The sequence below is a fragment of the Mesorhizobium sp. genome (genome assembly GCF_004962925.1).
In the GTDB taxonomy this organism is placed as follows: domain Bacteria; phylum Pseudomonadota; class Alphaproteobacteria; order Rhizobiales; family Rhizobiaceae; genus Mesorhizobium.
Genome location: NZ_SUEO01000093.1, coordinates 10,717 through 17,081, shown reverse-complemented (window position 1 = coordinate 17,081; position 6,365 = coordinate 10,717). Strand labels below are relative to the sequence as shown.

Below are 6,365 nucleotides of genomic sequence, written 5' to 3'. Positions count from 1 at the left end.
GGATGCGAGCCGCACCGGCAAGCCCGGTCCGTCCTCCCTGGACAACAAGCCTCTGACCCGCCTCGTTGCACAGGCGCAATATGTCCGACACTTCGCCGGCCGTGCGTGGACGCAAGACGATTTCCGGCAGGGCACCGGTTTTGCCGTCGGGATCTTCCCTGTAACGCGGCCCGGCCTCGTCGGCCGAAACGATCGCTGACCTGTCCAGCCGCTTTTCCAGCCGCGACAGGAGCTCGGCAACCCTCTGGGACATGAGGCTCAAGGACGCAAATGGGCCGGACGCACCGGTGCGGCCGGAAGAGGCGAGGGCTGCGACCGATTTCTGTCGTCCGGTAAACGTGCGGAAACCCCGCCAAAAATACAGCCGGTTGTGTTCGCCATGCGTCGCTCCTGTAACAGGTCGACCATAGGCGCGGCCTGCTGTTTGTCAAACTGATGCGGGGCCGCCAAGCAGGTTGGCGACAACATCCGCTCGACCATTCTGGACGGCACGCTGAGATGGGGTCTTTGGCAAGAACCCCATTTGACTCATCTCTTGCTCTTCAGGAACTCGATCACCATTGCCGCCGTCCAGGTGAAACGGCCGCCGCCGAGCGGTTCGCCGCTGAGCGGGTCGTAATATTCGGCAAAGCCGCTATCGGCGATGAGGTCGAGGCTGGACTGGGTGATATGCCGGGCGACATCAGCAAAGCCGGCAGCGGCAAGGCCGTCGGCGATCATGTAGTTGACCACCAGCCAGACCGGCCCGCGCCAATAGCGCTTGGCGTCGAAGCGGGGATCGTCGAGGTCGTGCGACGGGACGATGTAGCGTGCCTTGCCGGCAATACGCTCGATGGTGGCGGCGATTACAGCGATACGGGGTTTCGGGATGGCCGAGAAGACCGGCAGGATGCCGCCCACCGAAGCGCTGTCGACGCGCTTTCCGGTGACGCGGTCGAGGCAGAGATATTGGCCGTGTGCATCGCTCCACAGCCGCTCCATCGCCGAAAGCCCTTTTTTGGCGCGGCTGCGGTTGGTGTCGGCGATCTCCATTTCACCCAGCGTCTCGGCGAGATCGGCCAGGTCGGCCGCTGAGCGGATCAGGATGGCGTTGAAGCCGGGGTCGACGATCTGGAAGGGTGAGGCATCGTGCAGCTTTGCATTGTCCCAGCCAAGTGCGCGAAAATGCTGCAGCAGCCAGAGGTAGCGGTCATATTGCGCCTTGGTCGGCCGGTGCTCCGGGTCGGCATGCAAGGTGTCGCGGCGCGTGTAGGGCTCGACGCCTTCGGTCGGCACCCGCTCGAAGGCGTCGTCCCAGTCGATGGAATTGTCGCGGCCGGACTCCCATGGGTGGATAATGGCGACCAGTCCTTCGTCCCTTGGATCACGATTTTCGTAGAACCAGCGATGCCAGGCGTCGATCTTCGGCAGCAGCGCGCGGGCGCGCTCGGCCGCCAGTTTCTTGTCCTTGGCCCGGTCGAACAGGCGGCGTACGGCAAAGCCCGCCACCGCCGGCTGGGTGATGCCGGAGGTGGCAGTCGGGCGGTTGGTTCTCCAGACCTCCGGCCCGGGGAAATAGCTGTCGTTCAGGACGTGGAAGACGATATGCGGCACCATGCCATCCGGCCATTGATGGGCGAAAAGCGTCTCGATCTCGGTCCAGGCACGCGCTTCGTCATAGTGGGCAAGACCGAGCGCGGTCAGGCAGGAATCCCAGTTCCACTGGAACGGATAGAGGCCCTTCGTCGGGATGGTGTAGTTGCCGTGGTCGTTTTCCCTGAGCACCTCGACGGCACGGGTGATGGTTTCGTTGACGGCAAGAGAGATCATTGAAGCGTTCGTACTTTCGGGATTGAAGGGCATTGGCGCGATTGAAGGGCGGGATCAAAGGGCGTTGGTGGTTTCAGGATCGAACCAGCGGATGCGATCGGCTTTGGGCGCAAGTCGCAGGTGGTCGCCGACGGCGATCGCGGCGTTCGATTCGAGGATGGCGCGAAACAGCCCACCCTCGACATCGCAGGTGACCAGCGTGTGCGGGCCGAGCGGCTCGACGACGCGCACGGTGGCATGCAGCCCCTCGTCACCTGCGTCGACATCTTCAGGGCGAATGGCGAACTCAATTTTGTGCTTGTCCGATTTGGGGCCGGGCAGCGTCAGGCCGGCGACGGTCCAGCTTCCGTTTGCAGTCTTCGTCGCGGGAATGAAATTCATCGGCGGATTGCCGATGAAGGAGCCGACGAAGCGGGCGGCCGGGTTGCGATAGACCTCGACCGGCGAGGCAGCCTGGACGATATGGCCCTGATGCATGACGGCGATGCGGTCGGCGAGGCTCATCGCCTCGACCTGGTCGTGAGTGACATAGATGGTGGTGGTCTTGGACGCGGCGAGCACGCCCTTGAGTTCGGCGCGCATTTCGAGCCTGAGCAGCGCGTCGAGATTGGACAGCGGCTCATCCATCAGGATGACGTCGGGCTCCATGGCGAGCGCGCGCGCCACCGCTACGCGCTGGCGCTGGCCGCCGGAAAGCTGGCCCGAATAGCGTTTCAGCAATTGCTCGATATGCATGAGTTCGGCGGTGCGGGTGACGCGGCGTTCGACCTCTTGCTGCGGCAATTTCTTCATGCGCAAGCCGAAAGCGATGTTTTCGAACACCGTCAAATGCGGAAAGACGGCATAGTTCTGGAACACCATGGCGATGCCGCGGTCGCGCGGCGGCAGATGATCGATGCGACGGCCGCCGATCCAGACCTCGCCCTGGCTCGGCGTTTCCAAACCGGCGACGATCCTGAGCAATGTCGTCTTGCCGCAGCCCGAGGCGCCGAGCAGTACCATGAATTCCTGGTCGGCGATGGTGAGGTCTATCGAATGCAGCGCGGTGAAGCCGCCGAAGCGTTTGGCCACATGTTTTATGGCGATCTCAGCCATCGGCTTTCTCCCTATCGCGCGTCATCGGTTGGCGATCCCCCACATGGCGAACAGGTATTTGCGGACGGCGAAGATGAAGATCAGCGCTGGGATGACCAGCGCCGCCCCACCGGCGAATTTGAGATAGAGCGGCGACTCGCCGAGGCTCTGCAGCAGGAAGGCGGTCAGCGTCCGGTTCTCTATGGTGAGCACGGCGGCGGCGAACACCTCGTTCCAGGAGATGGTGAAGGCAAAGACCGCCGAGGCCGCGATGCCGGGCAGTGCCAGCGGCAGGATGACCTTGCGAAACGCTTGCAGGCGGGTGCAGCCGAGCGTCCACGCCGCTTCCTCGAGCTCTACCGGAATGCCTGAGAAGAGCGAAAAGGTGATCAGCACCGCGAAGGGCAGAGCTAGCGTGGTGTGGACCAGCGCCAGCCCGATGGCGGTGTCGTCGAGGCCGGTGCGGATGAACATCACCGCAAGCGGCAGCGCCAGCAGCGGCAGCGGAAAGGCGCGGGTCATCAGCACCAGGAAGCGGAACGTGCCCTTGCCCGGAAAATCGAAGCGCGACAGCGCGTAGCCGGCGGGCGCGCCGAAGCCGATCGAGAGGATCATCGTCAGCGTGGCGACGAGGACCGAGTTCCATAGCGCTCGGCCGACGCCGGCGAAATTGATGAAGAAAGACAGGCTGCCGAAATCGAAGGAAGGCAAGAAGCGTTTCGGAAAGGCAGTGACCTCTTCCGGCGACGACAAGGCATTGACTATCAGGAGATAGATCGGCAGCAGCACCCAGACCGAAAGCAGGATTACGGTGGCGACCAGCAGCCAGTTGCCGGCCTTACGGGCCGCGGGCGCGGCGATTGGTATCTCTGCCACGACGCTCATATGCGCGCTTCCTTCGGCACACGCAGCACCCGCAGGAAGAACAGTGTGAGGCCGACCGAGATGGCGAGGATGAGCAGGGCAAAGGCGGCGGCAACGTTGCGGTCCTGCAACGAGAACTGCCAATTGTAGGTCTCACCCATCAGCACCGGCAAATTGGTGCCGCCGAGCGCCGCCACCACCGCGAAAACCTCGAAGGCGAGGATGACGCGCAGAATGATCGCCGTCTGCAGGCTGGGACGCAGCAAAGGGAGTGTGATCTTGACGAAGCGCTTCCACGGGCTCGCGCCAAAGACTTCGGCTGCCTCGTGGTATTCCCGGGGGATGAGTCCCATGCCAGCGACCAGGATGACCATCATGATCGCGGTCGCCCGCCAGATTTCGGCCAGCACCACGGCGATGAAGATGGTCAGCTTGCTCTGGTAGCCGAGAAACATGACAGGCCGGTCGACGAGGCCGAGGTTGGACAGCAGCGTGTTGAGGAAGCCGGACTGGTCGAAAATGGCGAGCCAGATCAGCCCGGCGGCGAGATCGGAGATGCCGAGCGGAATGGCGAAGATGTAGAGCGCCGCACCCCGCCCGGTTTCGAGCCTGGACACCACCGTGGCCATCAACAGCGCCATGACCAGCTGGATCGGCACGACGATGGCGGCGAGCAGGATGGTGTTCCAGAAGGCGACCGGGAACTTCCAGTTGCCGGTCATGGTGCGAAAATTGTCCAGCGTGAAGCCGCCATCGCGGGTGAAAGCCTCGAAGGCGACCAGCGCGAACGGGTAGAGGAAGAAGACGCAGAGGAACAGCGTCGCCGGCATCAGCAGCAGATAGGGCAGGGCTTTGCCGTGCATGGTGTGTTCTCTGTGCGGCATATGAAAGGGCGCCCGGAGCGCAACAGTTCCGGACGCCCCCTCGGGAGGATTCTAGTCGACCGGGCAGGCGCCTTCAGATGGCTTGTCGGGCGCCCAGCACGGTGCCTTGGACTGGTCGATGAGCGCCTTGAGCGCCGTCGCCTGTTCATCGAGCACGCCACGCACATCCTGGCCACCGAGCACGATGCGCTCGAAACTGTCGACATAGACCTGGTTGAACTTGCCGCCGAGATCGCCGAGTCCCATCGGCAGCAATGCCGGCAACGCATCCGGCGCGCCGGTCATGGTGGCGATCACCGGGCCGAAGGCTTTCACCGAGACCGGCATGTCGTCGGGCAGCTTGACGTCGATCACGGGGAAGAAGTTGGTGGCCTTGAGCGTCGCGATCTGCGTTTCCGGCTTCAGCATATACGCGACCAGTGCCTTGGCCTTGTCCATGTCCGGCGAGGTCTTGGGTATGGCGACGCCAGCGATCACCGGCATGTAGCCGCGCCCGGCAGGCCCAGCGGGCGCCGGGAAGGCGACGAACTCGTCGGGCTTCTGGTTGAACGCATCGGCAAGCCGCGCCACGTGGTCGAACGCCACCCACACTTCGCCGGTCAGCAGTGGCTCCTGCATGAAGGCATAGCTGGTCGAATTCGGGTTGGTGTACTGCCACAATTCCTTGAACTTGTTCCACGCGGTCTCGGCCTCCGCCGAGCGGAACTTCGTCACCATCGAACCGGTGTAGGACGGGTAGAGAAAACCTTCGAAGAACCGGTGCTTCAGCCCCTTCGGTCCGGCCGGGAAGCCGAATTTCGGCGAGCCGGTCTTCTCGGCGATATTCTTCGCCCATTCGATCAGCTGGTCATAGGTGATGGTGTTGAGATCGGTGCCTGCCGGCAGATATTGCAGCGCCTGCTTGTTGGCTGCCATCAGGAAGGTGGCCTGCATCCACGGCAGATATTTCTGTTCGCCCGTGCCGAGCATGCCCAGCTTCTTGTAGGCTTCGTTGAGCTTGACACCGCCGACATCGACGCCGGACAAATCGACAAGGTCCGCACCGACCGTGGAGAAGTCTCCGTGCAAGCCGCCGAGCACGCCGATGGTGCCGGAGCCGGCCTGCAGTTCGGCCTGGAGGCGAGTGAGCCAGGGCCCGTCCTCGGCGACCTGATAGTCGACCTCGCCGTCAAACGCTTTCAGCACTTCGCTGCGCATTTTCTGCGTCTCTTCCACAGGCCGCGCCTGCGTCGACCACAACAGCACCTGGGCTTGCGCTCCGCCGATCGCGATCGACAGCGCGAGTGCGGCGCCGGCCAATGTCTTCAACGCATTCATTGTGGTCTTCCTCCCTGGTTGTGCGCCGTCCCCGACGTCAGTTTTTTCCTGTGGATACTGGCCCATGGCTTGCCCGCGAAACCAATGTCGGCCGGATCAGCCGCGTCAGCGGCGCGGCGGACCTGTCGCCGATGACGGTCAGCAGCATCTCGCCGATCTCGCGCGCGCATTGGCGGATCGAGGCATCGAATGTGGTGAGGCCCGGCGGCGCATAGGCAGAGGCGGCGATGTTGTCGAAGCCGATGACGGAGAGGTCGCGAGGGATGGTCAGGCCGGCGCGGGCCGCCTCTTCCATGACGCTGAGCGCCAGCTCGTCGAATAGTGCCACGATGGCCGTCGGCCGCTCGGCAGCATGCAGCAGCCGGTTGATGGCGTGGATGCGGGCGCCGCGATCGAAGCGCGGCGCCGTCGCCACAT

General features: G+C 63.6%; 7 protein-coding genes. All 7 read right to left on the bottom strand.

Features of this window, described 5'->3' with window-relative positions; translation table 11 throughout:
* A partial coding sequence (locus E5W87_RS18900; RefSeq protein ID WP_292400637.1) for an FAD-binding protein occupies positions 1-253 on the bottom strand: 253 nt, incomplete at its 3' end.
* Between the two features lie 275 nt (positions 254-528).
* Positions 529-1,809 carry a trehalase family glycosidase gene (locus tag E5W87_RS18895; RefSeq protein ID WP_292400634.1) on the bottom strand — a complete coding sequence of 427 codons (1,281 nt, stop codon included), beginning with the start codon at positions 1,807-1,809 and terminating at the stop codon, positions 529-531.
* A gap of 54 nt (positions 1,810-1,863) precedes the next feature.
* The gene (locus tag E5W87_RS18890; RefSeq protein WP_292400631.1) at positions 1,864-2,904 is read right to left on the bottom strand and encodes an ABC transporter ATP-binding protein; all 1,041 of its coding nucleotides are present in this window, start codon (positions 2,902-2,904) and stop codon (positions 1,864-1,866) included.
* A gap of 21 nt (positions 2,905-2,925) precedes the next feature.
* A complete protein-coding gene (locus E5W87_RS18885; protein WP_292400628.1) occupies positions 2,926-3,768 on the bottom strand; it encodes a carbohydrate ABC transporter permease in 843 nt (280 codons plus the stop codon).
* A complete protein-coding gene (locus E5W87_RS18880; RefSeq protein ID WP_292400625.1) occupies positions 3,765-4,610 on the bottom strand; it encodes a carbohydrate ABC transporter permease in 846 nt (281 codons plus the stop codon). The genes E5W87_RS18885 and E5W87_RS18880 overlap by 4 nt, the downstream gene beginning before the upstream one ends.
* 72 nt (positions 4,611-4,682) lie before the next feature.
* On the bottom strand, positions 4,683-5,948 hold the full coding sequence (locus tag E5W87_RS18875) for an ABC transporter substrate-binding protein (protein ID WP_292400623.1): 1,266 nt from the start codon (positions 5,946-5,948) through the stop codon (positions 4,683-4,685).
* A 37-nt stretch (positions 5,949-5,985) separates the two neighbouring features.
* Positions 5,986-6,365, bottom strand: a 380-nt coding sequence (locus E5W87_RS18870) for a substrate-binding domain-containing protein (protein ID WP_292400620.1), incomplete at its 5' end; no start/stop codon positions are given.

Bases quoted from the DNA above. Each gene is read 5' to 3' on its own strand.
- E5W87_RS18895 (WP_292400634.1), bottom strand. From the start codon at position 1,809: ATGATCTCTCTTGCCGTCAACGAAACCATCACCCGTGCCGTCGAGGTG.
- E5W87_RS18890 (WP_292400631.1), bottom strand. From the start codon at position 2,904: ATGGCTGAGATCGCCATAAAACATGTGGCCAAACGCTTCGGCGGCTTC.
- E5W87_RS18885 (WP_292400628.1), bottom strand. From the start codon at position 3,768: ATGAGCGTCGTGGCAGAGATACCAATCGCCGCGCCCGCGGCCCGTAAG.
- E5W87_RS18880 (WP_292400625.1), bottom strand. From the start codon at position 4,610: ATGCACGGCAAAGCCCTGCCCTATCTGCTGCTGATGCCGGCGACGCTG.
- E5W87_RS18875 (WP_292400623.1), bottom strand. From the start codon at position 5,948: ATGAATGCGTTGAAGACATTGGCCGGCGCCGCACTCGCGCTGTCGATC.